The sequence below is a fragment of the Rubricoccus marinus genome, assembly GCF_002257665.1.
Taxonomy (GTDB): domain Bacteria; phylum Bacteroidota; class Rhodothermia; order Rhodothermales; family Rubricoccaceae; genus Rubricoccus; species Rubricoccus marinus.
Map to the genome: position 1 here is coordinate 2,291,116 of NZ_MQWB01000001.1, position 25,610 is coordinate 2,316,725.

21 protein-coding genes are annotated in these 25,610 nt (G+C 68.4%); 11 read left to right on the top strand and 10 right to left on the bottom strand.

The window, feature by feature from the left end; all coding sequences use genetic code 11:
• Window positions 1-156 precede the first annotated feature (156 nt).
• Window positions 157-1,494, bottom strand: coding sequence for an MATE family efflux transporter (locus BSZ36_RS09750; protein WP_094548392.1), 1,338 nt, complete (start codon window positions 1,492-1,494; stop codon window positions 157-159).
• 174 nt (window positions 1,495-1,668) lie between these two features.
• Here BSZ36_RS09750 and BSZ36_RS09755 point away from each other — a divergent pair, with 174 nt between their 5' ends.
• The 4 genes from BSZ36_RS09755 (at window position 1,669) to BSZ36_RS09770 (ending at window position 6,871) form a co-directional block, all read left to right on the top strand.
• On the top strand, window positions 1,669-3,771 hold the full coding sequence (locus tag BSZ36_RS09755; protein ID WP_094548394.1) for a glycosyltransferase: 2,103 nt from the start codon (window positions 1,669-1,671) through the stop codon (window positions 3,769-3,771).
• 33 nt (window positions 3,772-3,804) lie between these two features.
• Window positions 3,805-4,791: an acetyl-CoA carboxylase carboxyltransferase subunit alpha gene (locus tag BSZ36_RS09760; RefSeq protein ID WP_094548396.1), complete on the top strand. Its 987-nt coding sequence runs from the start codon at window positions 3,805-3,807 to the stop codon at window positions 4,789-4,791.
• 149 nt (window positions 4,792-4,940) lie between these two features.
• Entirely contained in the window at window positions 4,941-5,339 is a 399-nt protein-coding gene (locus BSZ36_RS09765) for an acyl-CoA thioesterase (protein ID WP_094548398.1), read from the top strand.
• A gap of 122 nt (window positions 5,340-5,461) precedes the next feature.
• Window positions 5,462-6,871 (top strand): murein hydrolase activator EnvC family protein, encoded by a 1,410-nt coding sequence (locus tag BSZ36_RS09770; protein ID WP_094548400.1) that lies wholly within the window; start codon window positions 5,462-5,464, stop codon window positions 6,869-6,871.
• A 118-nt stretch (window positions 6,872-6,989) separates the two neighbouring features.
• Here BSZ36_RS09770 and BSZ36_RS09775 read toward each other — a convergent pair whose 3' ends face one another.
• The 3 genes from BSZ36_RS09775 to BSZ36_RS09785 all read right to left on the bottom strand — a co-directional run bounded on the left by BSZ36_RS09775 (window position 6,990) and on the right by BSZ36_RS09785 (window position 10,029).
• A complete protein-coding gene (locus BSZ36_RS09775; protein WP_094548402.1) occupies window positions 6,990-7,703 on the bottom strand; it encodes a hypothetical protein in 714 nt (237 codons plus the stop codon).
• Between the two features lie 4 nt (window positions 7,704-7,707).
• Window positions 7,708-7,962 (bottom strand): GlsB/YeaQ/YmgE family stress response membrane protein, encoded by a 255-nt coding sequence (locus BSZ36_RS09780; protein WP_094548404.1) that lies wholly within the window; start codon window positions 7,960-7,962, stop codon window positions 7,708-7,710.
• Window positions 7,963-8,037: 75 nt separating this feature from the next.
• Complete coding sequence (locus tag BSZ36_RS09785; RefSeq protein ID WP_094548407.1) at window positions 8,038-10,029, bottom strand: S46 family peptidase; 1,992 nt, start codon at window positions 10,027-10,029, stop codon at window positions 8,038-8,040.
• Window positions 10,030-10,220: 191 nt separating this feature from the next.
• On the opposite strand from BSZ36_RS09785, the gene nadC reads away from it, so the two are divergent.
• Together nadC and BSZ36_RS09795 are read left to right on the top strand one after the other, a co-directional pair.
• Window positions 10,221-11,120: a carboxylating nicotinate-nucleotide diphosphorylase gene (gene nadC, locus BSZ36_RS09790; protein ID WP_094548409.1), complete on the top strand. Its 900-nt coding sequence runs from the start codon at window positions 10,221-10,223 to the stop codon at window positions 11,118-11,120.
• Window positions 11,121-11,166: 46 nt separating this feature from the next.
• On the top strand, window positions 11,167-13,425 hold the full coding sequence (locus BSZ36_RS09795; RefSeq protein WP_094548411.1) for a choice-of-anchor B family protein: 2,259 nt from the start codon (window positions 11,167-11,169) through the stop codon (window positions 13,423-13,425).
• Window positions 13,426-13,498: 73 nt separating this feature from the next.
• On the opposite strand, the gene queA is transcribed toward BSZ36_RS09795, so the two are convergent.
• From queA to BSZ36_RS18935, 3 genes are all read right to left on the bottom strand, one after another.
• The gene (gene queA, locus BSZ36_RS09800; protein WP_094548413.1) at window positions 13,499-14,590 is read right to left on the bottom strand and encodes a tRNA preQ1(34) S-adenosylmethionine ribosyltransferase-isomerase QueA; all 1,092 of its coding nucleotides are present in this window, start codon (window positions 14,588-14,590) and stop codon (window positions 13,499-13,501) included.
• A gap of 120 nt (window positions 14,591-14,710) precedes the next feature.
• Window positions 14,711-16,033 carry a fumarylacetoacetase gene (gene fahA, locus BSZ36_RS09805; protein ID WP_218827630.1) on the bottom strand — a complete coding sequence of 441 codons (1,323 nt, stop codon included), beginning with the start codon at window positions 16,031-16,033 and terminating at the stop codon, window positions 14,711-14,713.
• 64 nt (window positions 16,034-16,097) lie between these two features.
• Window positions 16,098-17,045 carry a hypothetical protein gene (locus BSZ36_RS18935; protein WP_143536836.1) on the bottom strand — a complete coding sequence of 316 codons (948 nt, stop codon included), beginning with the start codon at window positions 17,043-17,045 and terminating at the stop codon, window positions 16,098-16,100.
• Window positions 17,046-17,180: 135 nt separating this feature from the next.
• On the opposite strand from BSZ36_RS18935, the gene BSZ36_RS18940 reads away from it, so the two are divergent.
• Entirely contained in the window at window positions 17,181-18,326 is a 1,146-nt protein-coding gene (locus BSZ36_RS18940) for a tetratricopeptide repeat protein (protein ID WP_143536837.1), read from the top strand.
• A gap of 219 nt (window positions 18,327-18,545) precedes the next feature.
• Window positions 18,546-19,748, top strand: coding sequence for a cystathionine gamma-synthase (locus BSZ36_RS09815; RefSeq protein ID WP_094548419.1), 1,203 nt, complete (start codon window positions 18,546-18,548; stop codon window positions 19,746-19,748).
• Window positions 19,749-19,789: 41 nt separating this feature from the next.
• Here BSZ36_RS09815 and lptB read toward each other — a convergent pair whose 3' ends face one another.
• The 3 genes from lptB to BSZ36_RS09830 are packed head-to-tail and all read right to left on the bottom strand — an operon-like array spanning window position 19,790 to window position 23,076.
• On the bottom strand, window positions 19,790-20,551 hold the full coding sequence (gene lptB, locus BSZ36_RS09820; RefSeq protein WP_094548422.1) for an LPS export ABC transporter ATP-binding protein: 762 nt from the start codon (window positions 20,549-20,551) through the stop codon (window positions 19,790-19,792).
• Window positions 20,552-20,560: 9 nt separating this feature from the next.
• Window positions 20,561-22,321 carry an OstA-like protein gene (locus BSZ36_RS09825; protein WP_094548424.1) on the bottom strand — a complete coding sequence of 587 codons (1,761 nt, stop codon included), beginning with the start codon at window positions 22,319-22,321 and terminating at the stop codon, window positions 20,561-20,563.
• Window positions 22,321-23,076, bottom strand: coding sequence for an LptA/OstA family protein (locus tag BSZ36_RS09830; RefSeq protein WP_094548426.1), 756 nt, complete (start codon window positions 23,074-23,076; stop codon window positions 22,321-22,323). The genes BSZ36_RS09825 and BSZ36_RS09830 overlap by 1 nt, the downstream gene beginning before the upstream one ends.
• Window positions 23,077-23,392: 316 nt before the next feature.
• On the opposite strand from BSZ36_RS09830, the gene BSZ36_RS09835 reads away from it, so the two are divergent.
• From BSZ36_RS09835 to BSZ36_RS09845, 3 genes are read left to right on the top strand one after another with little or no spacing between them, the layout of a single operon-like run.
• Window positions 23,393-23,764 (top strand): STAS domain-containing protein, encoded by a 372-nt coding sequence (locus BSZ36_RS09835; protein ID WP_094548428.1) that lies wholly within the window; start codon window positions 23,393-23,395, stop codon window positions 23,762-23,764.
• Window positions 23,765-23,811: 47 nt separating this feature from the next.
• Complete coding sequence (locus BSZ36_RS09840) at window positions 23,812-24,384, top strand: ATP-binding protein (protein WP_094548430.1); 573 nt, start codon at window positions 23,812-23,814, stop codon at window positions 24,382-24,384.
• Window positions 24,381-25,520 carry a PP2C family protein-serine/threonine phosphatase gene (locus tag BSZ36_RS09845; protein ID WP_094548432.1) on the top strand — a complete coding sequence of 380 codons (1,140 nt, stop codon included), beginning with the start codon at window positions 24,381-24,383 and terminating at the stop codon, window positions 25,518-25,520. The genes BSZ36_RS09840 and BSZ36_RS09845 overlap by 4 nt, the downstream gene beginning before the upstream one ends.
• Window positions 25,521-25,610 lie beyond the last annotated feature (90 nt).

Genomic DNA, 25,610 nt, shown 5'->3' on the forward strand with positions numbered 1-25,610 from the left:
CAAACGGCCTCGGCGCCGACGCTTAGACCGCCTCACGAAACCCCACTGGTGTCATCGCGAGGAACACAGTGACGCGGCGATCTCGTCACCAAACGCTCGGCGTGTCAAGGTTGCTTCGCTTGCGCTTGCAATGACAGCCAGTTTTGTTAGAACGTCTCAGCGCACTAGCCGCTGGAAGCGCCCGACGAGCAAAACCGCCGCCGCGGCCAGCCCCGCCGTGAGGCCCCACCACAGGCCTCTGGCGCCCCAGTCCAGACCAAAGGCGAGCCCGGCACCGACGCCCAGCCCGACGCCCCAGTAGGCAACGGCGCCGATGATGGCTGGGACCGTCGTGTCCTTTAGGCCGCGCAGCGCGCCAGCGGCCGTGGCCTGGATACCGTCCACGAGTTGGAAAACCGCCGCGATGCCCAGCAGTGCCGTCGCGAGGGCGGCTAGTTCTGCCTCTGGCGCCGCGCCTGCGTAGAGGAACACGACCCAGTCCGGGCGGAGCCACAGGAATGTGGCCGCGCACGCCATAAACGCGCCCCCCAGCGCGATGGCGACGAATCCCGCTCGCCTCGCGCCCGCGTCATTCCCCGCGCCGGCGAGTTGCCCCACGCGCACGGTGGCCGCCATGCCGATGCCGAGAGGCACCATGAACGTAAAGGAGGCCGCGTTGAGCGCGATCTGGTGCGCCGCCAGAGGCGTCTCCCCCAGCCAGCCGACGAGCAGCGTCGCGGCCGAGAACAGGCCGGCTTCGAGCCCGAACGTGACGCCGATGGGCGCGCCGAGCTTGACGAGCGTGCCGAGCATCACGGGATCGGGGGAGCGCAGGCCGGTAAGGACGCCAAAGCGCCGGAGCGCCGGGCTTACACGGATGCCGATCGCGAGGCTGGCGGCCATCGCGGTAAACACCAGCGCCGAGCTCCACCCCGTGCCTTCCAGGCCCAGGGCTGGAAGCCCCCACTTCCCGTACATGAGCGCGTTGTTAGCGACCACGTTGACCGCCACGCCGACAATCGTCGCCAGGAGCACCGGCCGAGCCCGGCCTGTTCCCTCGTAGAAGCCGCGGAACGCTGAGAACATGAGGTTGGGCACGATGCCCCACCGGATCGCGCGGAGGTACGCCGCGGCAAGCGCCGCCGTATCCGGGTCCTGCCCCAGCGCCAGAAGCCCCTCCTCAGACCAGCCGAGCGCGACGAACAGCGGCACGCCCAGGATCACGGAAAGCCAGAGCCCTTGGCGCGTGGCGCGCGCCGCGAGGTCATCGTCGCCCGCGCCCACGGCCTGCGCGACGGTCGGGTTGACGGCCAGGATCACGCCGACGCAGATCAGCGAGAGCGTGAAAAACGCCGTCGATCCCAAGACGGCCGCCGCCAGCGCGCTTGTCCCCAACCGCCCCACCATCACCACGTCCACAAACGACATCGACATCTGCGCCAGTTGCGCGCCGACGAGCGGCGCCGCCAAACGGAGCGTGGCCGCGACCTCGCGACGAACAGGAACGGACAGCATGGGCCTCTGGCGGGGGCGCTGAAGCTACCCTCGCGGCCGAGCCCTCCGGCCCTCTTCGCGCCTTTATCGGCGTTTCCAACGCCCCGCTCCAAACGCGAGGCCTCTGGCGCCAGAGGCCCCACGGGTCCCACGCGCGATTCCGCCTCCAGCGCCCGCAGCCGTATACTTCGCCCGATGCGCGTCGCCCTCTCTCCCACTCCCGCCACCGAGGTCGCTCCCGTTGACGTGTCCGTCGTCATCGTGACGTACAACGTGCGGGAGTTCTTGGAACAGGCGCTCGAATCCGTGCAGCGCGCCAGCGGAGGCCTCTCCGTCGAGACGTGGGTGGTGGACAACGATTCGGCGGACGGCTCCGTCGAGATGGTCCGCTCGCGGTTTCCCGACGTGCACGTGATCGCGAACGAGGAGAACGTCGGCTTCGCGACCGCCAACAACCAGGCGCTTCGGCGCGCCAGAGGCCGCTACGCGCTCGTCCTCAACCCGGACACGCTCCTTCAGGAGGACACGCTGCGCGAGTTGGTCGGCTTTATGGACGCGCACCCGGACACGGGCGCCGCCGGCTGCCGCATCCTCAACCCGGACGGGACGTTCGCGCCCGAAAGTCGCCGCGCCTTCCCGACGCCCGCCGTCGCGTTTTTCCGCCTGACCGGCCTGAGCCGCCTGTTCCCCAACAGCCCGACCTTCGGCCGCTACAACCTGACTTACCTCCCGCAAGACGAAGTCTGCGAGGTCGACGCGCTCAGCGGCTCGTGCATGATGGTCCGCCGAGACGCCATCCTGGACCGCGAGGGCGCCGCGCCAGAGGCCTCTGGCGACGGAGCGCCAGCCGACGCCGCGGCACACGCGGCGGGTCTCTTCGACGAGGCCTTCTTCATGTACGGCGAGGACCTGGACTGGTGCTACCGCATCCAGCAGGCGGGCTGGAAGATCCGGTACACGCCCGCCACGCAGATCGTCCACTACAAGGGCGAGAGCACCAAAAAGGGAGACCTCCGTTACGTGCGCCTGTTCTATGGCGCGATGCTCCGCTTTGTCGAGAAGCACCTCACGGGAGGCGGGCAGAGCGCACTGGGGCGGGCGGGCTCCTGGCTTCTGGCGCTCGGCCTCCGGCTCGGGATTCTGGGGCGCGCCGCCGTGGCCGCGCTGTCTCGGCTCGGTAGCGCCCTCGCGCCGCCCGCGGCAGACGCCGGACTGGGCTGGATCGCCCTCGCGATTGCGGCCCTGTTGTGGTCGCTCCCCCGCGGCTTCGCGTTCGACGCCGACTTCTACGCCGTCGTCCTTCCGCTGTACGCTCTCGCGCTCGTGCTCGGCGTCGGTGGGGCGGGCGGCTACGGACGGCGCAAGCGGCGCATCCGCCCCGTCCTGATCGGCGCCGGCGTCGGCTTTCTCGCCGTCGCGACGGTCTCGTTTCTCGTCCCCCTCGTGGCGTTCTCACGCGCGACGGTCCTGACGGGCTTCGCGCTTGGAATGGTCTTCCTCATCGCGAAACGGCTGCTTTCCCGGCGCGGCGTGACCGGCCCGCGGCGCGCGCTCGTCGTCGGCTCCAGCGCCGAGGCCGACCGCCTCCGCCGCCTCGCCCAGGGTCGCCTCCACCTCGACATCGTCGGCTACGTGGGCGACCGCGACGACGCCTCTGGCGCCAGAGGCCCGGAGCCCGGCGAAAGCGTTCCACACGCCGGACCCGCGCGCCAGCTCCGCGACCTGGTGCGTCTCTACGATGCCAGCGAGGTCGTCTTTGCCGCCGACGCGCTCACCAACACGGCGATCCTCTCCGGGATGCGCGCGCTCGGTGATCTCCCCGTCGAGCTCAAGATCCTCGCGCAGCACCGCGACCGGATCATCGGCAAGGCGAGCGTGGAGGATCTCTCAGCGCCGCTCGTAAGCGCCGAGCGCGCTGTGGCGCCGCTCCGCTCGCCTCTGGCGCGCCGCGCCTTCGAGGTGCCCGTCGCGCTCGTCGGCATCGCGGTGCACCCGCTGCTCAAGCCTCTGGCGCGCCGCGCGCCCGCGTCGAGCCTGCGCCGCCGCCTCGCCCACTTTACCGCCCGGATGCCCAGCGTCCTCTCCGGCCGCCGTGCCCTCGTCGGGTACGATCCCGCGGGCACACATCCGCCAGAGGCCTGGGGCCTCCGCCCCGGCGTCGTCTCCATCTTGGACACGCTGGACACTCCACCCACCACGATCGTCGAAGCTCATCGCGCCTACTGGGGCTACGCCCGCAACCAGTCGCTGGCGCTGGACCTCGACGTTCTTCTGAAAGCGCTCGCGCGCACGTCGTAATTCCGGTGCGTGCTACCCCCGCGCCCTTCTCTTATGCACTTGCTCGAGTTCGAGAAACCCCTGGTCGACCTGGAGACGAAGCTCCGTGAGCTTCGCACGTTCGAGGCCGAAGACGGCACCGTCGATCTCACCGAACAGATCCACGCGCTGGAACGGCGCGTCGAAACCCTCAAGGCGTCCATCTATCAAAACCTGACCCGGTGGCAGCGGGTGCAGCTCGCGCGCCACCCGGACCGCCCGTACACGCTGGACTACATCGGCGCGCTTACCGAGGGGTTCGTCGAGCTCCACGGCGATCGCCTCTTTGGTGAGGACCGCGCGATGGTAGGCGGCTTCGGCACGTTTATGGGCCGTCGCTGGGGCTCCCGGGACCAGACGGTGTGCATCGTGGGCCAGCAGAAAGGCCGCGATACCAAGCAGCGCAAAGACCGCCGCTTCGGGATGCCCAACCCTGAGGGCTACCGCAAAGCGAAGCGCTTGATGGAGATGGCCGCCAAGTTCGGCAAGCCCATCATCACGCTTTTGGACACGCCCGGCGCGTTTCCGGGCCTCGAAGCCGAGGAGCGCGGACAGGCCGAGGCCATCGCGCGAAACCTCCTCGTGATGGCGCGCCTGCCCGTCCCGGTCGTCGTCGTCGTAATCGGCGAGGGCGCCTCTGGCGGTGCGCTCGGCATCGGCGTGGGCGATAAGATCCTGATGCTGGAGAACGCGTGGTATTCGGTGATCTCGCCGGAGTCTTGCTCGTCGATCCTCTGGCGCTCGTGGGACTACAAGGAGGACGCCGCGCGCGCGCTCAAGCTCACCGCGCCGGACCTCATCGAGCACAGCGTGATCGACGAGATCATCCCCGAACCGCTCGGCGGCGCGCACCGCGACCCCAAAAAGACGTTCGACGCTGTCGGCAAGGCGATCGCTGTGGCGCTGGACACACTGGGAGCCCTCCCCACGGACAAACTCCTGGCGGACCGCCTCGCGAAGTTCGACGCGATGGGCTCGTGGACCGAGGGCGAGCCGGCTTAGGGCCTGGTACTGAGTCCCCCAAACGCACGGGATCGGTCTCTGGCGCCAGAGGCCGACCGCGCAGTGTCGCCTGCTCCCCTCGAATCAGAGGTCGCCAAACGCGCCAGAGGCCTCTGGCGGCATGAAGCAGGCACCCTCCCCACACTCCCATGACCCACATCTACCGCCACCGCGTCCGCTACCGCGAGTGCGACCCGATGGGCGTGGTCTACCACACGCACGCGCTGGACTGGTTTGAAGCCGCTCGGACCGAAGCGCTGCGCGAGCGCGGGCTGGCCTACAAGGCGCTGGAGGACAGCGGCATCATCATGCCCGTGGTAGAGGCCACGTTGCGGTACCACGCAAGCGTCTTTTATGACGAAGTGATCGAGGTCGAGGCCACGTTTGCAGAACGTCCCCGCGTCAAGATCCCGATCGACTACGCCGTCCGGCGCGAGGGCGAGAGCAAGGTCTTGATCTCAGGCCGCGTCACGCTGTGCTTTGTCGACGTCGCGCGCCACAGGCCCGTTTCCGCTCCAGAGCGCGTGCTCGCCGCGTTCTCGGTCTGACGCCTCTGGTGGACGCCTCGCTTGGGTTTCGGCGCCAGCGGCCGATACTCGCCTCTGGCGCCCTCTCCGCACGGCCCGCGGCAGAAGGCACGTAGTTTCTCTCTCCACCGGCCGCTCGCCTCATGCGCCCGCTTTGCCTTTCCATTCTCGCGCTTCTCAGCTTTGGGCTCGCCTCTGGCGCTCTCGCGCAGAACCGCGCGGCGAATGAGCAACGGCTGCGCGAGATCCGTGGGCAGATCGCGAGCGTGGAGCGGGAAGTAAGCCAGGCCCGCTCGGTCGAAACCGACGCGCTGCGGGCCGTGGAACGGCTGGGGACCGAGATCGCGCTTCGCGAGGAGCTCGTGACGGGATACCAGAACGAGGTCGCCAAGACCCGTCGCGAGACCGAGGCGCTCCAGCGCTCGATCCAGCGCCTGGACAGCGAAATCGAGTCCGCGCAAGAGGCCTACCGCACGCGGGCCCTCCACGCCTACAAGCACGGCCGCCGGAGCCCTCTGGCGCTCATCCTGGCCTCGGGCTCTATCAACCAGATGCTGGCGCGTGCCCGCTACCTCCAGCAGTTCGCCGGGCGCCGGCGCCACCAAGTGGAGCGGATCGGCGAGAAAACCTCCCAACTGCGAGAGCGCGAACGCGCCGTCGTCACCTCTCTGGAGTCCACCAAGCGGCTTCTGGCGGCCAGCCAGGGAGAGCAGCGCGAGCTGGACCTCAAAAAGCGCGACCACCAGGCACTGATCGTTGATGCGCGCCAGAGGCGCGGCGAGTTGGAGCGCCAGCTCCGCCAACGGCGTGCCGACGCGGGAGCGCTCACTCAACTCGTCGCTGATCTCCGGGCGGAGGAGCAGCGCAAAGAGCAGGAGCGGCTTCGCGCCGAAGCGGCAGCCCGCGAGGCCGCGCGGCGTGAGGCCGAGCGCGTTGCAGAAGCCCGGCGCGCAGCCGAAGCTCAGCGCCGTGCCGACGAGCTTTCACGGCGGGCCATGCTTGAGGACGAGCGGCGGACGGCCCCGGAGCCTCGTAACAACACCCGTCCTGCCCCGCCGGTGGCGACACCCGCCCCAGCGCCAGAGGCTCCCGTCGCCTCTGCACCGACTGCGGCTCCAGAAAGCCGAATGGAGCGCCTGACGGGCTCGTTCTCGCGCAACCGAGGAAGCCTTCCCTGGCCTGCCGACGGCACCATTACCGGCGCGTTTGGCAACCGCAAGGACCCCGTCTCCGGCACCACCATCAATTCCGTCGGCGTCGACATCTCGACGCAGCCGGGTGCGGCCGCGCGAGCCGTCTTCGAGGGAACGGTTGAGCGCGTCGGTACCATGGCGACGTTCGGGACTTTTGTCATGGTCTCCCACGGTGACTACACGACGGTCTACGGCAACCTCTCCCAGGTGGTCGTCAGCGGAGGGCAGCAGGTCCGGGCCGGGCAAGCACTTGGCCGCGCAGGCACGGGCGAGGACCGCCGCGGCGCGTCCCTGTTCTTCGCCGTTTTCCAGGGCAGCGGAACGCCGCTCAACCCCACGGGCTGGCTCCGCGGACGCTAGCGCCAGAGGCCTCTGGCGCCGGCTGGGCCGTTGTCACGAGCACAGCGACTCGATCGTGACCGACACGCCAGAGGCGAGAGTCCCGCCTTGTTCGTAGCGGAAAGCTCCAGACGCCAGACTACCGCAACGAGTCCGGCATCAGCCGTGTCGTAAGCGAGTCCCTCTCCAGACGAGGGAGCCCGCTAAAGGCCTGCGCGATCACGTCACGGAGGCTGTCGAACGGCGCGTTGGGCCGGTTGAGTTGGGCAACGGTGCGTTCGAGGCGAACGCGGGCGCTGTCCAACGTTGCAGCGGCGCGAACGGCGGACTGCGTGGAGTCTGCGCGCAGCATGTCCGCGCGAGAGGCTAGAAAGGCGAGGCGCGCGCTCGTCGCCGCACGTAGGCGCCCAGCATCGGGCTCGATCAGGATGCGGTCACGCGCGATGGAACCATCAAGGGTTTCGAGCCTCTGGCGCAGTTCGGTCGCACGCGTCGCAAAGGCCTCGCGCGTGGCAAAGCCGGACGCGTCCAGCGAATCGAGCTGGGACTGGAGCCGAGCACGGCTGCTTCTGAGCGCGTCGAGGCGAGGCCGGGCGTTGGCCTGACCGGTCGAGTCCAGCGTGGACACCGCCGTTTCAAGGTCTGCGAGCGCGTCGTCGGTGGAGATAAAGCGCGCGGCGGCCTCGGTCCGAAGCATCTCCACCTCGGCGTTCGAGACGGCCGGCCTCTGGCGCTCTGGCGTACCGTCAGTCCCGCACCCCGCCAGGGGTACGATCAGCGCCAGAGGCAGCCCGAGGAACAGAAACGCGGCGGCCCTGAAGGATCGGGCCGCCGCGGAATACGTCGTGGTCATGCGGCTATGCAGCGGTTCTCTCGCGAACCTTGTTGACCACCCAGAGCACCAAAACGGCGCCGATCGTGGCCACCACGATGCTCTCGATAAGGCCTTCGCCGTCTCCGAACCCGAGAAGGGAGTTGATCAAGAACCCTCCCACGAGAGCGCCGACGATGCCGAGGCCGATGTTCATGAGGAGGCCCATGTCAGCCTTCATGATCTTCTCGGCGAGGAATCCAGCGATAGCGCCAATGACAATCCAAAAAATCCAGCCCATAGTAAAGAGGTGTTGGGTGAGGTGGCCTTCCAACGGAAGGTGTCGCTACAACGGAGCCTCTGGCGAAAGGTTCGGTTAGCGCCCCGTCAGCTCGTCTGCGAGCGCGGGGAGGCCGTACACGTTGCGGAGCGATTCGAGGATGACGCGGGCATCCACCATCACGTTGCGGCCGCGCTCAGGTGCGTAGAGGTAGTCCCGAACGAGACCTTCGATGGTGCGGTCGAAGTTGAGGCCGACAAGGTTCAGATCGCGGTCCAAGACCGGCGAACCGGAGTTGCCTCCGATGGTGTCGGACGTGGAGGTAAAGTTGACCGGCGTGGAAAGGTTCAAGCGTGACTCCGCGTCCAGCCACTGCTGCGGCAAGCGCCAGTCACAGTCGCCTTCGCTCGTGCTGCCCTCGCCCGCGACGCAGTAAGAGTAGTGATGGTCGAACAAGCCGTAGAGCGTCGTCATCGCCGGCGCCTGTGTGCCGTTGTATGGGTAGCCGGTCACGACGCCGTCCGTGAACCGGAGCGAGAACGTGGCATCGGGCGGGACCACGTTGCCGAACGCCTCGTAGCGGGCGCGGCCCAGCTTGGCGGCCAGATCACGCTCCTGGTCCGAAAGCGCGCTGAACTGCTCGCCAAAGGCCTGGATACGCGGCATCACCTCCTGCACGAGCAGGACCGCAGGGTCGTCCGCGGTCGCCTCTGGCGAGCTGCCCGCCAGAGGCGAGTTCGCGAGGAGGAACGCGGCGCCTTCGGCCGCGCCGCCTTGCAGCACCTTCGGCATCGGGGCACCCGTCGTCTCGTAGTACTGCTGGAGCGCCTGGAGTTCGGCGGTGAGGTATGCCTCCTCCGTCGGGCCTGCGGCGATCGCCGACGGGTCGCCGCCCATCGCGGCGGCGCGGGCGCGTTGGAGCAGCGCGGAGCCGTAGCGCGCGTTGAAGAGGTAGGCGAAGGCCTTGAAGTCCGGCCCGAGCGCGCTCTTCTGTGCCTGCACCTCGGCCATCTGCGCGACGAGCGCGCGGGCCTCTGGCGTCGCGGCGACAAAGGCCTCCTCCGCCTTCGCGCGGCGCGCGATGATGTACGGATCACGCAGACCGCGGAGACGGCCGCCGGTCGACTTCTGCGAGTTCAGGAGACCGAACAGCTGGCTTCGAATCGGGTCGGGGTTGTCGGGGCCCGTCGCGAGGTACGCCTGAAGAGCGGCCGCGCGGGAGTCGATAAAGGCGAGCGTCGCGGGGAGGTTCACGTCACGGGTGTACTCCAACTGCGCGACGGTGTAGCCGCGGTTGGTGCGGCCGGGGTTTCCGATCACGAACACGAGGTCGTCCTTGTCGACGCCTTCGGGCGAGAGCGGGAAGTAGTGCTCGGTCGCCAGAGGCTGGCCGTCGTCGCCGTAGATGCGGAAAAAGGCGAAGTCCAGCGCGTACCGGGGGTAGGTGAAGTTGTCGAAGTCGCCGCCGAAGTACCCCAGCCGGGCCTCTGGCGCGAAAGCGAGGCGCACGTCGCGGTAGCGGCGGAACACGTAGGCCGAGGTCCGACCGCCGTCGTAGAGGTCCACCATCTGGACCACGTACGGCGCGTCATCGGCGTCGGCGTCTTCTACGCCCCGCGCGGCCAGCAGGCGCGCCTGGATGGCCTCTGGCGTGGCGCCAGAGGCGAGCTCCGCCGTCGCGTCCACGATCTCGACGAGCTGGTCCATGTACATCCCCTCGACGGGCCGCTCCTCGGCGCGGGAGCGCGAGGAAAAGCCGGCGTCCAAGAGCCCCTCGTCATCGGCGCTCACGCTTACCACGCTGCTCTGCGCGCAGTGGTGGTTGGTGGCGACGAGTCCCATCGGGGATACGAACGAGGCCGAGCAGCCGGGCATGCGCAGCGAGGCGAGGCGCGCGCGCTCGAACCACGCGTCGTCGGGCTCGAAGTCGTAGGTCTCGGCGAGGTACTCGGTCGGCGGGTCCTCGAACAGCCACATCTTGCCGCCGTCGAGCGGGAAGGCGCGGACCGTGTCGGGGTCGAACGTGCCGGGTTGCGCGAGCGCAGGCGCGGCGAGGAGAACGAGGGCGAGAGAAAGGAGTCGGCGCATCAGGTGTAGAGAAGGGAATCGTCGGAATCTAGCGTCGCCATCTGAGGCCTCTGGCGGCGCACAGGTTCCGCGAGGGCCATCGCCGAGCGCGCCTCGGGCGCCAGAGGCCGGAACTTCTCGCGCGTCTCCCGTCCAACGCTTCCCGCTTCCCGCTTCCCGCTTCCCGCTTCCCGCTTCCCGCTTCCCGCTCCATGCTGCCGATCCCCTCCCCCGTTGCCGACGCCCTGGACTGGCTCCTCCCCCACGCCCTCGCGGAAGACATCGGCGCAGGCGATGTCACCACCGAGGCCACCATCCCCGAGGGCACGCCTGCCGTCGCCCGGTTCCTCGCGAAGGAGGACGGCGTGATCGCTGGCCTCGCCGTGGCCGAGCGCGTCTTCGAGATGGTCGATCCCGAGTTGGAGGTCTCGTGGACCGCCGCCGACGGGGACCGCGTCGCCAGAGGCGATCAGCCCGGGACCGTGCGCGGCAAGGCGCGCTCCATCCTCGTCGCGGAGCGGCTCGCGCTCAACCTCGTGCAGCGCATGAGCGGCGTCGCCACCGCGGCGCATCGGATGCAAGAGGCCGCGCGGCCCGCGACGGTCTTGGATACGCGCAAAACCGTCCCCGGTCTGCGCCAACTCGACAAGTGGGCCGTCGCGCTGGGAGGCGCTGCCAACCACCGTGTCGGGCTGTGGGACATGGTGCTTATCAAAGACAACCACATCGCGGCCTCTGGCGGCGTCCGTGCCGCCATCGAAGCCGCCGATGCGCACCTGCGCGCCAGAGGCCTGGACGTGCCCGTGGAGTGCGAGACGCGCACGATGGAGGAGCTCGACCAAGCCCTCGCGGCCCACGCCGCTGGCTTCCGCCTAGACCGCGTGCTCCTGGACAACATGGCCGTCCGGACGCCCGACGGACTCGACGTGTCCATGCTCCAGGCAGCCGTAGACCGCGTTGGCGGGCGGGTCCAAACCGAGGCCTCTGGCAACGTCACGCTCGACACCGTAGCTGCCATCGCCGCGACGGGCGTCGACTTCATCTCCAGCGGCGCGCTCACGCACTCCGTCCTCGCGCTCGACGTGTCCCTGAAGGTGGTCCTGGGAGAATGATTTCGCCTCTGGCGCCGTAGACTGTAGCCGCTCATCCCCGCTACAGATGTCTCGCACGCTTCTCCTCGCCCTCCTCCTCGGGCTCTCCGCTTCCGCGAACGCGCAGTTCGCCTCCGATGCCGTCCCTTCGCGTGTAGGCGTGGAGCCCGCCCTCGTGATGGCGCAAGAGGCCAAAAGCGGCGGTCAGGCAGACCTCGTCGCCACGTGGGAGGGCACCCCGCAGTGGTTGGAAGGCGTGAGCTTTACCGGCTCAGCGTTTGGCGGTGGCGCTTTCTACGGGCGGAACTGGTTTTCCGGCTCCTCTATCGAGGCCTCTGGCGACGTGCCCGTCGAGATCGTGTTTTCGACGAGTGAGACCACGCTCGGGCGCGTGTGGCGCCGCGATGGCAACTATTCCGATGCCGGGGTCGGCACCTTCCGCGGGGCGGCTTACGACGTCTCCGACCCGGCGAACCCGCGGCGCCTCAACGTCACGTTTGTCGAGGACGGGCGACTCTGTGGCGGCGCCAACGGCATCTGGAACCCTCAGGTAGACCAGACGGGATGCCGCGAGTACCTCTACATCATGGCAAGCGACTACGACGGGCGCGGCAACACCTACGCCAACCAGAGCCCGTACAGCGTGGACTTCGACCTTCTCTACGCCGTCGCCGCGCGTGTCCCTGCAGGCCGCACCCTGTACGAGACGGAGCCCGCCTCGCTTACCCTGACCTTCCCAACTCTGCGTTTTCCGTCTGCCCGCGTGGTGAACAACGGGCAGGTGGAGGTCTCCGCGTCCTACTTTCCGCCAGCGGCCCTCGCCTCTGGCGCCACGCTCGCGTTCACCTACGCGCCTGATGGCGGCTCGCCGCAAGACGTAGGCACCACCTACCCCGCCGAGGGCACGCCGTTCGAGGCGATCGGGAGCGTTGACGGGTTGGACCCGGCGCGTACCTACTCCTTCCAGGCCGTCGTCCGCGACGCCAGCGGCGGCACGCTGTACCAGAGCGACGTGGTCCGGGTCAAGCCCGTGATTTCTCTCAACACCACCCTCGTGGGACGCTGGGACGAGCGGGGCAGCTACGCCGACATCTGGGGCTACACCGCGCCCGACGGCACGGAGTACGCGCTTATCGCGCTCCAGAACTTCGGCCTCAGCGTGGTCGACATCAGCGGAAGCACGCCTACTGAAGTCGGCTTCGTGCCGACGGCCTCTGGCGCGAACGATTCCAAAGACGTCAAGGTGATCGGCGCGTACGCCTACCTCGTCAACGAGAGTGGCCCGGTCCAGATCATCAGCCTCGCAGACCCGACCAACCCCGTCCAAGTCGGCCTGCTGGACGTGCAGGAAGGCGTGAGCGGCAGCGGCTCGCACAACGTGAGCGTGGATGGCGGGCGGCTCTACGTCACCGGCGGCCGCACGAGCGGCAACGCGGGCGTCCGCATCTACTCCACCGATACGCCAGAGGCCCCGACGCTGATCGGTGAGTATCGCCCCAGCCACTTCGCCACGCCCTATTACCACGACTTCTACGTGGACGGCACCACGGGCTACGGCCCCAACATCTACGGTGGCGGCGTGGACATCCTCGACCTCTCGAACCCCGCTGCCCCGCAACGGATTGGCACGTTCGGGTACCCCAACAGCGGCGCCCACAACGTCTGCGGAACGACGGATGGCCGCTACGTCTTCGTCGGCGACGAGATCGGCAGCGCGGGCAACTGGACGCGCGTGTTCGACGTCTCCGACCCGCTCAACGCCGAGTTCGTGACCGAGATCATCGTGGACCCCGCAGCGGTGGTGCACAACTGCTACGTCACCGGCGACCTCCTCCACCTCGGCCACTACACCGAGGGCTACCGCGTGTTCGACATCTCGGACCCCACGGCGCCCATTGAAGTGGCGCTGTACGACACGTACCAGGGCGAGGGCTATGGCTACAGCGGCGTGTGGAGCATCTATCCGTACTTCGCCTCCGGCCGCGTCGTCGTCTCCGACCGCCAGAGCGGCTTGTTCGTCATCGAGCTCGACGTCAACGCGACCGACGCGGAGCCTCCGGTTCAGGCCAACCCGTTTGAGATCGCCGTCAGTCCCAACCCGGCCTCTGGCGTGATGCAGATCCGTGCGGCGCTGGAAACGCCCGGCACCGCCCGCCTCTCGGTCCACGATGCCCTCGGGCGCGAGGTCGCTCTCCTCCACGACGGCGAGGCGTCGGGCGCCCTCACGGCATCCTTGGATGCCGCGTCGCTCGCGCCAGGCCTCTACGTGGTCCGCCTGGTCGCGGGCACGCGGACCGTAACCCGCACGATCACCATCGTCCGGTAATGCGGCAGGCTCTCGCCAGAGGCCAGCGCAGGCCTCTGGCGAGCGTGTCGCCCTCCCCTATCGCCAGAGGCGATCAGAGGATCAACATCGCGTCGCCAAAGGAGAACAGGCGGTACTCCTCTTTGACGGCTTCGTCGTAGGCCGCGCGCAAGAGGTCGTGGCCCATAAAGGCCGCTTTCATCATCAGGAGCGTGGAGCGGGGACGCTGGAAGTTGCACAGCAGCCGCTCGGTGATGAGGAAGTCGTAGGGCTCCAGGATGAACTTGTCGGTCCACCCCTCGACCGCTTTGAGCGTGCGCTCGGCCGAGAGCGAGGATTCCATCGCGCGGATCACCGTGAGGCCACAGGCCGTCACGGTGCGGTCGTTGGACGTGAGTGCCGCGTTGACGATCTCGGTGGCCTCTGGCGTGACGACGATCTTCTCGGCGTCCATCCGGTGCTTGGAGAGGTCCTCCACGTCCACGGGGCGGAACGAGCCCAGCCCCTTGTGCAGCGTCACCGAGGTCACCGCCGTGCCTTTGGCTTCGAGCGCGGAGATGAGTTCCGGCGTGAAGTGCAGGCCGGCCGTGGGTGCCGCAACGGCCCCGCGGTTGCGCGCGAAGATGGTCTGGTAGCGCACCTTGTCCGCCGCCTCGGCCGGCCGGCGGAGGTACGGCGGGATCGGCGTCTCCCCGATGCGGTCGATGTGGGCGTGGAGGGCCTCTGGCGAGCCGTCGAAGATGAAGCGGAGGGTGCGGCCCCGGCTCGTCGTGTTGTCCAGCACCTCGGCTTCCAGGCCGTCCTGAAAGACAAGCTTGTTGCCGACGCGGACCTTGCGGGCGGGGTCGACGATCGTGTCCCAGAGGCGCTGCTCGGGGTTGAGCTCGCGCAAGAGGAAAACCTCGACCTTGGCCTCCGTTTTGTCCTTGTAGCCGCGCAAGCGTGCCGGAAACACCTGGGTGTCGTTGGCCACGAGCACGTCCCCGGTCCCGAAGTAATCCGGGAGGTCCACCATCGTTTTGTGCTCGATCGTGCGCTCTGCACGATCGACGACCATCAAGCGGGTCGAGTCCCGAGGCTCGGCCGGATACGCGGCGACGAGTTCTCGGGGGAAGTCAAAGTCGAAATCCGTTAGCCGAGTGGGGGCAGTATGACGAAGCAGGTTCGACGCAGGGGCGAGACGCATGCGGGAATGGAGGCCTACAGGGCCAGGTCAGCGCATGAGGGCGGCGCGGTGGGTCGCCGCTCCCGAGGACCGAAAAGATAAGCCTTTACCGCCTGTGCGCGCAGCAGAACTCCGCCCTGCTCAGCGAGCGGGCACCACCGTTCCCTCCACCTCTCCAAAGCCAATGCGCGTTCCGTCTCGCTCGGCCACGCCCGTCAGGACCACCCGGTCGCCGTCGGCCAGGAACTTCCGGCTCTCGCCAGAGGGCATCGCCAGAGGCTTGCTCCCCCGCCACGTCAGTTCGAGGAAAGAGCCGTAGCTGTCCTCGGTCTCGCCCGAGATCGTACCGCTCGCCATGAGGTCACCCGGGCGCGCGTTGCAGCCGTTGACGGTGTGGTGCGCGAGCTGCTGCTCCGGGCTCCAGTAGAGGTACTTCGCGTTGGAGCGCGAGACGACCTCTGGCGCCGTGCCGTCGTTGCGCATCGCTTCGGTTTCCAGGTGGACTTCCAGCGCGATGTCCAGCGAACGGTTTCCGCTCTGCTGCAGGTACGCCAGAGGCTCCGGGTTGCCCTCGCTTTCGTCCTGCGCCTCGCCCGCTACGCGGAACGGGTCTAATGCTGCGGAGGGCACTACCCAGGGGCTGATGCTCGTCGCGAAGTTCTTGCCCAGGAACGGCCCCAGCGGCACGTACTCCCACTTCTGGATGTCGCGCGCGCTCCAGTCGTTGACGAGCACGAAGCCGAAGATCTGGTCCCGCGCGTCGTCGATGGAGATCGCGTCGCCCAGGTCGTTGCCAGGCCCAACGAAGAAGCCGAGTTCGAGTTCGATGTCCAGCAGCTTGGAGGGGCCGAACACCGGGGGTGCGTCCTCGGGCTTCTGCTGTCCCTTGGGCCGCACGATGTCGGTCCCGCTCACGACGACGCTAGACGCGCGGCCGTGGTAGCCCACCGGGAGGTGCAGCCAGTTGGGCATGAGCGCGTTCTCTGGACCGCGAAACATCGTCCCCACGTTTGTCGCGTGCTGGCGCGAGGAATAGAAGTCCGTGTAGTCCCCGATCGTCGCCGGGAGGTGCATCGCGACCTCCGCCAGAGGCGTGAACGCGGCCTCGCGGTGGGTTTCCGAGCCGCGGAGGTCGTCCGGGCCGTCGGCGCTCAACAAGTCCTGCAAGCGGCCGCGGACGGCGTCCCACGACGGCTTGCCGAGCGCCATGAATGCGTTGAGCGTGCCGTGGAAGACCGGCGCGCGCCCGGCCTCTGGCGCGGCGATCAACCCGTGCGTCTCGAGGTACGCGAGATCCAGCACGTGCTCGCCAATGCGGACGCCCACGCGGTGGCTCGGATCATCTTGGGTTGAGAAGACTCCGTACGGGAGGTTGTCGAGGCCGAAAGCGGTGTCAGCGGGGAGGTCGAGAAAGGCGGTCATGCGCGGGGTGCAGTCGTCGGGGGTCAGGGCTCGGGCAGGCATACCGCCGCACGCCGGGATCGGTTCGGGCGCCAGAGGCCTCTGGCGTGGCGAGAGATCGCGCGGCCTACTCGGCGGGGGCCATCCAGCCGAGAGCGCGGAGGTCCTCGATGGGCTCGTCGAACGAGCACGAGCCGTAGGAAAGAGCCCGCCGCTGGCGTGCTTCGTGGACGCCAGCGGCCTCGACGGCGAAGCCGCGCCAGGCGAACGCGTCGCCCAATTGGAAGTGGGAGCCGTCCCCGTCGTCCAGGACTTCCGCGATCGCGTCACGGTCGAAGCCTCTGGCAAGGGCGAGCGTGGCGGCGCCGAAGAGGTTCATAAAGCCGTGCATCTCGGCTCCCACCGCCTCGTCGTAGTTGCGGAACGGATGGTGGAGGCCGGCGGTGGCTTTAAACGGGGCGTCCGCTTTCGCGCAAGCGGCCACGGCGTCCGCCAGGCGCTCGACGCCGGGGACGAGATCTGGCGTCACGCCGCCACAGCGGAGCTTGAGCGCGAACCGCTTCTCGCGCGCTCGCGCGTTGGCCTCCGCGATGCCGTGTGCGGCCTCTTCGATGACCTCTGGCGCGTAGCCGTCTCCGGTCATGGGAAACTCGACCGCGATGCCGTCGCCGTCCGCCAGAGGCAGGTCCGAGAGGACCGCCGCGAGCGCGCCGGCGGCCTCTGGCGCGGCGCGGAGTTCGAACCGGTCGCAGCGGACCCGTCCGGGGTGGCGGGCCTCAAACGCGCGCGCGGCCTCAAGCGTGGCGCGAGCGGTGCCGTCCAGCCCGCCAGAGGCGTCCGTGAGGCCGAGCACGCTGAAGCCGACCGGCGGCGCCTGGGCGAACAGGTCCGCGTAGGCGTCCAGCGCACTCAGCCGCGCCGCAGGGACGATAAACCGACCGAGCATCCAGGCCTCCGGACTCTGCCGGTACCGGACGTGGTTGCGGATGGCGGGATCGAGATCAAGCGCGGCGGGAGGGAAGAGCCCGGCGTAGTCGATGATCTCGGTGAGAAACGCGCGGAATGCGGGCAACATGGGGAGGTTCAGGCCGGTTTCGGGACCCTCTGGGCTGTGCGGGCGTGGAAGGTACGAGTAGCTTCCAGCGCTTCCCCGGCCGCTTCCGATCCATACATCGGCGCCGTCACCCGCGCCTTTCTTACACCCCACGACATGAGATTCCGCCTCCCCCTCCTCCCTGCTCTGCTCGCCCTCGCGCTCGTCGTCGGTGGCGCGGACGGGTGCTCCAGCGACCCGAACGTCGAGGGTGCCAAGCTCAAGATCCGCACCGAGGACTTCGACGGCGCGCTCGCGAACCTCAACACGGCCCTGGAAGAGGACCCGGACAACGTTGAGGCCCTTCGCCTCAAGTCCCAGGTCCTGACGCTTCAGATGGAGAAGGCCCCCGTCGCTGAGCGTGCCGCGTTCATTCCTGAGCTCCAGGCCACGATCACCCGCGCAGCTCGCCTCGCGCCAGAGGACGCTGACGTTGCTGCCATGCGCGGGTTCGCGTGGGCGCAGATGCTCAACACGGGCAACCAGTCGCTCCAGAACGAGCGTACGCCAGCGGCCGAGTCCATCCCGTTCTTCGAGGGTGCGATCGCCGTCAACCCCGACTCCGTCGGTGGGCACTTCGGCCTCGGTCTCGCTCAACTTCTTTCGAGCAACTCGGCGGCTGCGGCCACCGCGTTTGAGAACACGTTGGAGATGGACCCCGGCTACACCAACGCCTCCATCTACCTCTCCAAGGCGTACCTCCAGATGGACCGCGGCGCTGACGCCGTGACCGTTCTCGAGAAGGCCCGCACGATGGTAGCCGACGAGGACCGCGACCGCCTCCAGCAGGAGTACCTGAACACCCTCGCTTCCAGCGGCCAGTCTGACCGCGCGATTGCGGAGTTCGAGACGCAGGTCGACAACTTCCCGAACGACCCGCTGATCCGTTACAACTACGGCACGCTCCTCCTCGGAGTCGACCGGTTCGCGGACGCCATCGAGCAGTTCGAGGCCGCATCGATGATGGAGGACGACAACGCCGACGCGTTCTACAACCTCGGCGTGGCTCGCCTCCGCGAGGCCGGACGGATCGAGACGGAAGCCGGCGCGCTGGACCTCAGCGAGCAGGACACCTACGACTCGATGATCGCCCAGCGTGACGAGCTGATCGAGGGCTCCCTCTCGGCGCTCACCACCGCGCGCGACCTCGCCGACGGCGCCACGCGCCCGACGGTTTGCCGCACGCTCGTGACGATCTACAACTCGCTCGGCCGCGCCGACGATGCGACAAGCGCCCAGGCCTGCGCTGACGGTGGCATGTAAGGCCGCCGGTCTTGTGGGGCCTCTGGCGCCACAAGTCTGACTCTCTCTAGCGGGGGGCGTGGTTCGCTGCGCCCCCCGTTTTGTTGGCCTCTGGCGGGACGAGTCTCGCCAAGCCCCCATCTCCCCGGTCTCTCGCGCGACGCCAGAGGCCACCCTTTGACCCCATTGCCTGCCGGCGCTTGCCGCGGACCGGATCCGCGCGCGCTAGAGGCTCCCATCATGGCTCACATCCCCGACGCCCGCTTCGGCACCCTCGCCGTCCACGCTGGCCAAACCCCCGACCCCTCCACCGGCGCCATCATGACGCCGATCTACCAAACGAGCACGTACGTCCAGGAAGCGCCCGACGTGCATCAGGGCTACGACTACGCCCGCGTGGGCAACCCGACGCGGACCGCTCTCGAAGGCAACCTCGCCGCGCTCGAAGGCGCCGAGCACGGCATCTGCTTCGCCTCTGGCGTGGCCGCCATCGATGCGATCCTGAAATGCCTCAAGCCAGGCGATCACATCGTCTCGACGGACGACCTCTATGGGGGCACGTACCGACTCATGACGCAGGTGTACGAGCCGTGGGGATTGGACTTCACCTTCGCCAACCTCAGCGACCCGGCCGACGTGGACGCCGTGTTCACGGACAAGACCAAGCTGCTCTGGATCGAGACGCCGACGAACCCGCTGCTGCGCGTGTTCGACATCGCGGCGCTGGCCGAGCGCGCCCGCGCCAGAGGCGTGACCGTCGTGGTGGACAACACGTTTGCGAGCCCGTACCTCCAGCAGCCTTTGGCGCTGGGCGCGGACCTCGTGCTGCACTCAACGACGAAGTACCTCGGCGGCCACTCCGATGTGGTCGGTGGTGCGGTCCTGACGAGCGACGATGACTGGGCAGAGCGGCTCCGCTTTCTCATCAAGTCCGCCGGTGCGGTCCCCGGGCCGATGGATTGCTTCCTGCTCCTCCGCGCGACCAAGACGCTGCATCTCCGCCTGGAGCGCCACTGCGACAACGCCGAGGCTGTCGCGAGCTTTCTCAAAGACCACCCGAAGGTGGGCCACGTCCGCTACCCCGGTTTCGAGGACCACCCCGGCCACGAGGTCGCGGCAAAGCAGATGCGGCGCTTCGGCGGCATGGTCTCGTTCACGCTCGCCGACGACACCATCGACACGGCCGTCAGCTTTATGCAGGCGACGCGTGTGTTCGCGCTCGCCGAGAGCCTTGGTGGCGTGGAAAGCCTCGTCTCGCACCCCGCGAGCATGACGCACGGCTCCATCCCGGCGGACGTGCGCCGTAAAGCCGGTTTGCCAGACTCCCTGATCCGCCTCAGCGTGGGCGTGGAGGACGTCGAGGACATCCTCGCCGACCTCTCCCAGGCACTCGACTCCATTACCATTGCCGCCTCGCCAGAGGCCGAGGTGGAGGCTGCCTGAGCCCTTAGTGCGGACGCCCCGGGCCTCTGGCGCCAGAGGCCTTAGGCCTGGTAGCGTTCGAGCGTAAAGTTCTCCCCGAGGTACCGGCGGCGGACTTCCTCGTTCGCGGCTAACTCCTCCGCCGTCCCCTCTATAAAGATCTCGCCGTCGTAGAGGAGGTACGCGCGGTCCGTGATGGCGAGCGTCTCGTGGACGTTGTGGTCCGTGATGAGCACGCCGATGCCTTTGTCGCGCAAGCCGCTTACGATGCGCATAATATCCTCGACGGCAATGGGGTCGACGCCCGCGAAGGGCTCATCGAGGAGCAGAAACTTGGGCTCGGTCGCGAGCGCGCGCGCGATCTCGGTCCGTCGCCGCTCACCGCCACTCAGTTGGTAGCCCTTGCTCCGCCGGACGGTCTCCAACCCGAACTCGCCGATCAGCCGCTCCACGCGCTCGTTCTTCTCCGCCTTCGCCAGAGGCTGAAAATCGAGGACCGCGCGCAGGTTGTCCTCTACGCTGAGCTGCGCGAAGATGCTGGCCTCTTGCGCGAGATAACCGATGCCGAGGCGCGCGCGCTTGTACATCGGCATGCGCGTGAGGCGCGTCTCCTTCTCGCCCTCGCGGCCCAGGAACACGTCGCCCGCGTCCGGCCGCACCATCCCAACGGTCATGTAGAACGTCGTCGTTTTGCCCGCGCCGTTGGGGCCGAGCAAGCCCACGCACGCGCCCTGCTGCACGCGCAGCGAGACGCCGTCCACGACGGTGCGGCGGCGGTAGCGCTTGACGAGGCCTTCGGAGCGGAGGACGAGGGGTGCTTCCATGCGCGCAACCTACTCCGCGTCCTCGGCGCTGGTCTCCACCTCCGCGCTCGCCTCTGGCGCCAGAGGCGCCGGCTCGGTCTCGCCAGAGTCCTCGGCGGGCGGTGCGTCGGCCGGGAGCGTCTCTGGCGGCGCGTTCCAGTCCGGGTGCGAGAGGAGCCAGGCGGCTTCCCAACCCGTGAGAAGCGCTTCGCGCGTGGGCTGCTCCTCTGGCGTGAACGTGAAGCCGGGGAGTTGGACCGCTGGCACGAGCGCGCCGGGGTACAGCGTGCCCTCGATGCCCGCCGTGACGCGCTTGCCGTCCAGCCGGCGGATCTCGCCTCCGGCGTCGAAGCGGAAGACGAGGCTGTCCGAGCCCAGGCGGATCGCACTGTCCAGCAGGCCGTCCGACGTGGCTTGATACACCATTGCCTCGGCGGCAGTGGAGACGTGCAGGCGGCGCAACTGATCGTCCAGCACGATGCCGAGCATCCGCCCGCCCGCGAGCTGCTGCACGCGCCCGAGCGTGGAATCCAGCTTGCCCGCGAACGCCCGGGTGCGGGCGAACACCGAATCGCGCAGGGCGCCGGAGACGATCCAGAGCGAGTCCGCGGTGAGCTGCGATCCCCGCAGCCACACCGTCGGCCGCTCGTCGCCAGAGGCCCCTGCCGCCTCTGGCGCAGGCCCCGCATAGCCGCCGATAAGGTCTAGCCGGTCGCGCGGTGGCGTGGCGTCGAGCGTGTCAACTGGGGCTGTGCGGACGAACACCGCTGAGTCGGCCGCGGCGCCGAGGCCCTCGCGCCAGAGTCGCGCGCCGCCTCTGGCGACGAGCCGCTCGGTTCGCGTCTCCCCCTCCGTCTCGCGGGCAGCGCGCACGCCAGAGGCCCGCACGAGCGTGGTGTCCACGCGGCCCTCGGCGTCCTGCTCCAGGCTCGCGAGGAGCACGAGGCCGTCTCCCGCCGTCATTTCGGCGGTCTCCGCCTGCCCGTCGTAGATCAACGCGGAGCCGAAGAGCACGAACCGGCGGAGGCTGTCCTCTGGCGCCTCCCCGCCGAGCCTGTCCAGGACCACCTGCCCGAAGGCGCGCGCGCGCTCGGTCCGGCGGAAGTAGACGAGGGAATCCGCATCCAGCCGGTCTCGCTCGCGCACCAGCCGGACCGTCCCCACCACGTCGGCGCGCTGGGCGCGGGCGGCGTACGTGCCTCTGGCGGCGGTGAGCACGCCAGAGGAGTCCGTGATCGCCAGAGGCCCCGTCAGCGTTGCGAAGCGTCGCTCGGTCTCGTACGTGCCGCTCGGGGAGGTGATCTCGGCGCCGTCCTGGAGGATGCGGCCGCCGCCGGAGAAGGCGGCGCGCTTGTCGCGCGAGTTGTAGGTCACCTCTGGCGCGAAAAGCACGCCCCCATCGGCTCCGATTCGGACATCCCCTTTGGCGACAGCAAGCTTGGTCTGCGCGTCGTACTCCACGTCCCGGGCCGTGAGGGTATCATCTCCCGCGACGATGCGCACCCGCCCTGACAGTAAAACGCGGCGCCTGTCGTAGAGGGTAGCGCGATCTGCTCGGATCGTGGTCGTATCGCTTCGGAGTTCGACGCTTCCCGTCAAGCGCTCCACGCGGCCGGTCGTGCTGTCGCTCTCGGACACGCTCTGATCTGCAGAAAGGACTTCGATCGTCCGCGTCTGCGCCTCTGGCGCAAGCGCACTCACAAGCAGCGCGAGTAGCACCGCCAGGCCTCTGGCGCCAGAGGCCCATCGGTTTCGCCAGAGGCCCCCAGTCTCCATGGTCCAGTGCATCATTACTCCTGTACGTCGATCTCGCCGCGCATCTGCGAGAACGAGTAGCGCGATAGGTCCGCGTTCGCCGTCAGACCCACGCCGCGTATTCGCTCGCCGGGGCCGGTAAACGAGAACGCCCCGGGCGCGCGGAAGCGCGAGCCATCCCAGGTCACGCGGGCGGACCGCAGCGAGCGGCCACCGCCCGCGTCGACGAACACGTCGCCCTCGGCGGTGTAGCGGCCGCCGTCCAGCCGACCGGAGATCGTCCGCGCCCGGATCTTCGCGTTCGCAGCGCCTCGCACGTCTACGCGCGCCTCGCCAGAGGCGGAGAAGTCGCCGCCGCTGGTGTAACGAAGCCGGTTGGCTTCGATGGCCGTTGCGCCGTCGCCGAACGTCTCGGCCTTGACGCCGCCGTCCGCCACGAGCCGCTTCTGGCGCTCGTAGTACCACGCCTGCCGCGCCGAGATCGTGGCGCTGGGTTCTCCGCTCTCGTCGAAAAGCTGGACAGTGATGCGGGCCTGCACAGAGTCCGGCGTTTGGGGCGGCGGCCCGAGGTAGACGTAGGCGGTGTCCGGGCGGTCGAACCGCGCCATGTACGGCGCGCCGAGCGCGAGCGACTGGCGCCCGTCTTCCGACACGCGGAGCTCGGCGTTCCAGCTTTCCCCGTCGGGCAAGTCCTCCACCGTCATGCCCTCTGGGAGCCCGGCGCTTGAGCGCGCGCAGCCGCTGGCGGCGAGCGCCAGAAGCGCGAGGAGGAACGGGAAGCGGTGCGGCATGCGGCAAGCTAGCGCGAGGCGTCTGGCGGTACGTTTCGCCCCGGCGGATTACCAAAGTCCCTGCACACGAGGCGCCTCTGGCGTGGCAGGCCGCTTGCGCCAGAGGCGGATCTGCGAGGGCGCGTTGGGGTCTCAACGCCCCTAGGCTTTGGTTTCGCGCCCTGTCTCACGCCCGCACCCGCCTGCACAGCTGAAGGCCCTATCCTCGCCAGAGGCTGGTACGATATTCGACCTGGGGCGTGCGTCAGCCGATACCCTCTCGGCGACCCCGTTTACCCATTACCCGGGCCCCCTCGGCCTCTGCGCCCACAGCGCCATGAGCTTCACCATTCAGAAGACCTCCCCCAGTGCCGCCGTCATCCGCGTCGGCAAAGCCTTGGACTTCCGCAACGCGGCTGAGTTCAAGGCCTCCTGCCAGGAGCACGCTCGCCAGGGCGTCCGCTTCTTCGTGCTCGACTTTTCCGGCACCGGCATCCTCGACTCCACCGGTCTCGGCGTCATCTTCTCGCTCTACCGCCAGCTGACGCCCGCAGGCGGGCAGGTGGTCTTCGCGAGCGTGAGCCGGCCCGTTCAGGTCGTCGTGCAGCTGACGCGCACCTACAAGGTGTTCCGCCAGTTCCCGACCGTCGACGCGGCGATCCAGTCGCAGCACGCGGCTCAGGCTCCCCGTCCCACAGGAACGGCGTAGCGTTTTTCCGGGAGGCTCCGCTCTCCTGGGAAACGCGCGTTGCGGCCATGAGCACGCACCGCTTCACCGACCTTACGACCGTCATCGACGACCTCCACGCGCTGTTTGATGCGTGGAGCGATGGCGGGATGCTCCGCCCTCCCCTGAACAAGGACGGAGAAATCGTGCTCCGCCTCGCGGTGCACGAGTGGGTCGCGAACTTGGTGCAGCACGCCTCTTTCCACGTAGGCGTGCCCGAAATCTGCGTCTCGATCGAGATCCGACCCGAGGTCGTCGAGGTCTGCATCGAGGACACCTCCCAGGGGTTCGACCTCCTGGGCCAGCTCGAGGAGCAGCACGAGCTCCTCAACGCGCCCGCTCCCTCCGAGCGTGGGCGCGGCCTGCTGATGCTCATCACGTGCACCGAGACCCTGGACTACCGCCCCGCCACGGAGGGCCGCCAGAGGCTCTCGTTCGAGCTCTACAACCCCGACGAGGCCATCTTCGCCGGCCTCTTCCATTCCGACGCCGCCTCTGGCGCGCCTTCGCTGCCTGCGTCCCTGCAGAGCCGCGGAGACGGCGCCGCGAGCGGTGACGAACTCTCGTCCTTCCCTCAGCCCTTTCAGCCCCACACACGATGACGGCCCGCCCCGCTGTTCTGGTCGTCGAGGACAACGCCACCCTGAGGCGTCTCCTGGAATACCGCCTCGGCAAACGCTTCGAGGTCCGCTCCGCCATGCACGGCGAGCACGCGCTCCAACTGATCGAGGAGGAGCCGCCGGACCTGATCGTGAGCGACATCATGATGCCGCACATGGACGGGTTCGCGCTTCTGGCGGCGCTCCGCTCCGACGAGCGGTTCCAGGCCATCCCGTTCATCTTCCTCACGGCGAAGAACGACGACCTCAGCCGCCAGAAGGGACTCCGCAAAGGCGTCGACGACTACCTCACGAAGCCGTTCGACATCGACCACCTCATCGGGCGCGTGGACCAGATCGTGCAGCGGAGCCAGCTGTACCAGACCAAGCTCACGTCCAAGATCGGGCGGGACTTCTCGGACAAGCTGCTGCCCCGCCACATGCCCGTGGAGGCCGGCTACCGGACGGTGTTCTTCTCCCAGCCGAAGGAGGACGGCGGAGGTGACCTGTTCGATTGGACGCCCTCTGGCGACGGCACGTACCTCATCACGGTGGGTGACATCATGGGCAAGGGGTTGCAGGCGAAGTTCTACGCCTTCAGCTTCCTCTCCTACATCCGGAGCACCATCCACGCGATGCTCCGCAACACCGTCTCGCCGGCCGCGCTGATGAAGCGCGTCAACGAGATGCTGATCAATGACCAGGTGCTGGAGGAGACCTTCGCGTCCCTCCTCTTGATGCGCTGGGAGCCCGCGAACAACCGCGTGGTGTACACCAACGCGGGCCACTGCCGCCCCATCCTTGTCGGCCCGCAGGGCGCCGGCATGGTGGAGCACTCCGACCTCATCCTCGGGCTGGACCCGATGACGGAGTACACGGACTACTCCCTGGAGATTCCGCCGGACCACGCGCTCCTGTGCTACACCGACGGCCTGAACGAGCAGGTGGCCCGCAGCGGCAAGATGTTCGGAGAGCCCGGCGTGGCGGAGGCCGCCCGGATCGCCCGCACCGCCGAGCAGCCGGTCAAGGAGTTGCTCTCGTGGATGCTCCAGCGGAGCGCCAAGCCCGGCTTCGAAGACGACGTGCTCGTGTTCTGGCTTCAGCGCCACGCCACCGCCTCGGCCGCCCGTGCCGCCTAGCCTCTGGCGGGGCTGAATCAGCCGGTAGCGAGACGCGTGCGGCCTCTGGCGCCAGAGGCCGGATGGGAGGCATAACCACGCGAGAGGGAC

Bases quoted from the DNA above. Each gene is read 5' to 3' on its own strand.
- BSZ36_RS09750 (WP_094548392.1), bottom strand. From the start codon at position 1,494: ATGCTGTCCGTTCCTGTTCGTCGCGAGGTCGCGGCCACGCTCCGTTTG.
- BSZ36_RS09755 (WP_094548394.1), top strand. From the start codon at position 1,669: ATGCGCGTCGCCCTCTCTCCCACTCCCGCCACCGAGGTCGCTCCCGTT.
- BSZ36_RS09760 (WP_094548396.1), top strand. From the start codon at position 3,805: ATGCACTTGCTCGAGTTCGAGAAACCCCTGGTCGACCTGGAGACGAAG.
- BSZ36_RS09765 (WP_094548398.1), top strand. From the start codon at position 4,941: ATGACCCACATCTACCGCCACCGCGTCCGCTACCGCGAGTGCGACCCG.
- BSZ36_RS09770 (WP_094548400.1), top strand. From the start codon at position 5,462: ATGCGCCCGCTTTGCCTTTCCATTCTCGCGCTTCTCAGCTTTGGGCTC.
- BSZ36_RS09775 (WP_094548402.1), bottom strand. From the start codon at position 7,703: ATGACCACGACGTATTCCGCGGCGGCCCGATCCTTCAGGGCCGCCGCG.
- BSZ36_RS09780 (WP_094548404.1), bottom strand. From the start codon at position 7,962: ATGGGCTGGATTTTTTGGATTGTCATTGGCGCTATCGCTGGATTCCTC.
- BSZ36_RS09785 (WP_094548407.1), bottom strand. From the start codon at position 10,029: ATGCGCCGACTCCTTTCTCTCGCCCTCGTTCTCCTCGCCGCGCCTGCG.
- nadC (WP_094548409.1), top strand. From the start codon at position 10,221: ATGCTGCCGATCCCCTCCCCCGTTGCCGACGCCCTGGACTGGCTCCTC.
- BSZ36_RS09795 (WP_094548411.1), top strand. From the start codon at position 11,167: ATGTCTCGCACGCTTCTCCTCGCCCTCCTCCTCGGGCTCTCCGCTTCC.
- queA (WP_094548413.1), bottom strand. From the start codon at position 14,590: ATGCGTCTCGCCCCTGCGTCGAACCTGCTTCGTCATACTGCCCCCACT.
- fahA (WP_218827630.1), bottom strand. From the start codon at position 16,033: ATGCCTGCCCGAGCCCTGACCCCCGACGACTGCACCCCGCGCATGACC.
- BSZ36_RS18935 (WP_143536836.1), bottom strand. From the start codon at position 17,045: ATGTTGCCCGCATTCCGCGCGTTTCTCACCGAGATCATCGACTACGCC.
- BSZ36_RS18940 (WP_143536837.1), top strand. From the start codon at position 17,181: ATGAGATTCCGCCTCCCCCTCCTCCCTGCTCTGCTCGCCCTCGCGCTC.
- BSZ36_RS09815 (WP_094548419.1), top strand. From the start codon at position 18,546: ATGGCTCACATCCCCGACGCCCGCTTCGGCACCCTCGCCGTCCACGCT.
- lptB (WP_094548422.1), bottom strand. From the start codon at position 20,551: ATGGAAGCACCCCTCGTCCTCCGCTCCGAAGGCCTCGTCAAGCGCTAC.
- BSZ36_RS09825 (WP_094548424.1), bottom strand. From the start codon at position 22,321: ATGATGCACTGGACCATGGAGACTGGGGGCCTCTGGCGAAACCGATGG.
- BSZ36_RS09830 (WP_094548426.1), bottom strand. From the start codon at position 23,076: ATGCCGCACCGCTTCCCGTTCCTCCTCGCGCTTCTGGCGCTCGCCGCC.
- BSZ36_RS09835 (WP_094548428.1), top strand. From the start codon at position 23,393: ATGAGCTTCACCATTCAGAAGACCTCCCCCAGTGCCGCCGTCATCCGC.
- BSZ36_RS09840 (WP_094548430.1), top strand. From the start codon at position 23,812: ATGAGCACGCACCGCTTCACCGACCTTACGACCGTCATCGACGACCTC.
- BSZ36_RS09845 (WP_094548432.1), top strand. From the start codon at position 24,381: ATGACGGCCCGCCCCGCTGTTCTGGTCGTCGAGGACAACGCCACCCTG.